This window comes from Vibrio sp. 10N.222.49.A3, from assembly GCF_041475145.1.
Lineage (GTDB): Bacteria > Pseudomonadota > Gammaproteobacteria > Enterobacterales > Vibrionaceae > Vibrio > Vibrio tasmaniensis_A.
The window spans coordinates 1-2,019 of the sequence record NZ_JBFRVM010000322.1 but is presented as its reverse complement, the minus strand read 5'-3'; the positions used below and the strand labels follow the sequence as shown (position 1 = coordinate 2,019).

Annotated in this window: 2 protein-coding genes; both read left to right on the top strand. The window is 36.3% G+C overall.

From position 1 onward, the window contains the following. Nucleotides 1–450: 450 nt before the first annotated feature. Nucleotides 451–1,812, top strand: coding sequence for an ATP/GTP-binding protein (locus tag AB4589_RS25375; RefSeq protein WP_372101955.1), 1,362 nt, complete (start codon nt 451–453; stop codon nt 1,810–1,812). Continuing rightward, nucleotides 1,805–2,005: a hypothetical protein gene (locus tag AB4589_RS25370; protein ID WP_372101954.1), complete on the top strand. Its 201-nt coding sequence runs from the start codon at nt 1,805–1,807 to the stop codon at nt 2,003–2,005. Before AB4589_RS25375 ends, AB4589_RS25370 begins: the two co-directional genes overlap by 8 nt. The last annotated feature ends 14 nt before the right edge of the window (nt 2,006–2,019 follow it).

The window sequence follows — 2,019 nt, the reverse complement described above, 5'->3', positions numbered from 1 at the left end:
GAGGCCTTAGTTTTATCTATAGAATGATTACATCCACCCTTTAACGACTACAGCGCCCTACTTCACTGACTCCACCGCTTTCATCAATGTTGTGTTGAACTGGTCTGGTTGCTCTAGCATTGTGCAGGGAATAGCTTCAACATCAATACTCTTATATGTGCTAGGCATAAGCCGTTCTGACACGTTTCTGCTTCATTATTGGCTAGACTTTTTACACCTTAACACCCGGTTCATGGGTCTTTGCGATACCAAAAGTTAACGATTCTTCCCATGCTGTTAGTCCCCGAGATGTAATACGGAGTGAAAGTCATGACTTGGCATTTACATAAACCAACCAACATCACATTACAGTGACGAAAAAACCGTTACATAGAGCCTTAGTTGCGATAGCATGGTATCAAGTAGAGCTTACAACTCATGCCTACAACGATTTTTACGTCAGGAGTTTATATGTTAGTAAGATTTAGAGTATCTAACTACAAGTCAATCAACAACGAAGTAACGTTGAACCTTACCCCCTCTACGAAAGTTAGACGACACTCACATCATGTAGGTCACAAGAGTACTAATTATCCCGCACTTCGTGGGGCGCTAATCTACGGTGCAAATGCTTCTGGCAAATCAAGTATTTGTGACGCTATGGATGTAGCATCTGCTCTTATACAAGATGAATTGATAGATATCACACCGTTTGATTCGAAGCTAGCGACTAAGTTTGAATATGAGTTCACTACTGATGAACAAACATACGCTTATGGGTTTGAATATTTTTCAGGCGAAATAATTGAAGAATGGCTTTATTTAATAACAGATGAAGATAACGAGAAAGTTATATTCTGTTACGGGAAAGATACAGATAACAAGCTTAGCGTAGGCGACTTTATAGTATCTTCTTTGGATGACGAAAGTAATTTATATTTAAAATTCCTCTTCCGTTCAAGAGATACAAAGCGCTTATTCATGCCTCAAACAATAAGAAACAAAGATGAAGATTTGACAGATTTTACAGACAAACTTAAGCCTGTTATTTATTGGTTTATGGCAAAATTTGAATTTATCACTCCTGACGCAGCATATATGCAGTTTGAAGATGACTTATTATCTTTTAAAGAATGTGAAAAGTTCTACTCTACATTTCTTAGAGCATTTGATACAGGCATTTCAGAAATTAAGTTATCACAGCATACTTTTGACGACCTTACAGAAGCCCTTCAGATTAAAATAAACCAAATTATTGAAGAGAACCACGATAATCTAGGTGGCGAATGGGGGTTTGTGCTAAACACTCCATTCGGTAGAGTAAACGTCACTGTAAATAAAGAAAATAAAATAGAACAGATTTACGAAGTAGTCTATAAAAATAGTTGCAAAGATGCTCTTAAGAAATTTTTCAAATACCACGAGTTGTCTGATGGCACTAGACGGCTCATCGATATAATACCAGCACTCTATAAAGCTATTCATCATGAAAAGGTATTTGTAATCGATGAAATAGACAGAAGTATACATCCTATAATTATTAAAATCATACTGGAGTACTTCTTCCATAGTAATGTAAAACCAAATGGTCAATTGATTGTTACTACTCATGATACAGGCGTGATGGAACAAGAATTCCTTCGGAAAGACGAGATTTGGTTTGTGCAGAAAGAACATGATGGAAGTTCACTATTATACGCACTAGACGAGTATTCAAATGATTTGCGAAATGATAAGTCAATAATAAAAGATTACTTAAATGGACGCTATGGTGCAGTAGTCAACTATAAGAAAGCAAAAAGTATTGTAGAGGAACTGTTATCTAATGGGTAGAATAAAGACCTCAAGAGAAAGAAAATCAGAACAATACAACCTAACAAAAGTTGTTATCGCACCAGAGGGAGTGTCAACTGAAGTTGACTACTTTAAAGGTATTGAGGAATATTTCAACTCGTATAAGGGCAATTTAAGTAAACGCTTTGAACAATTAATTGATTTATGCGTTATTAAACGAGGGGAGATTTGATCTGCTCCAGTCAG

Excerpts from the sequence above, each read along its gene's own strand:
- AB4589_RS25370 (WP_372101954.1), top strand. The coding sequence starts at position 1,805 with ATGGGTAGAATAAAGACCTCAAGAGAAAGAAAATCAGAACAATACAAC.
- AB4589_RS25375 (WP_372101955.1), top strand. The coding sequence starts at position 451 with ATGTTAGTAAGATTTAGAGTATCTAACTACAAGTCAATCAACAACGAA.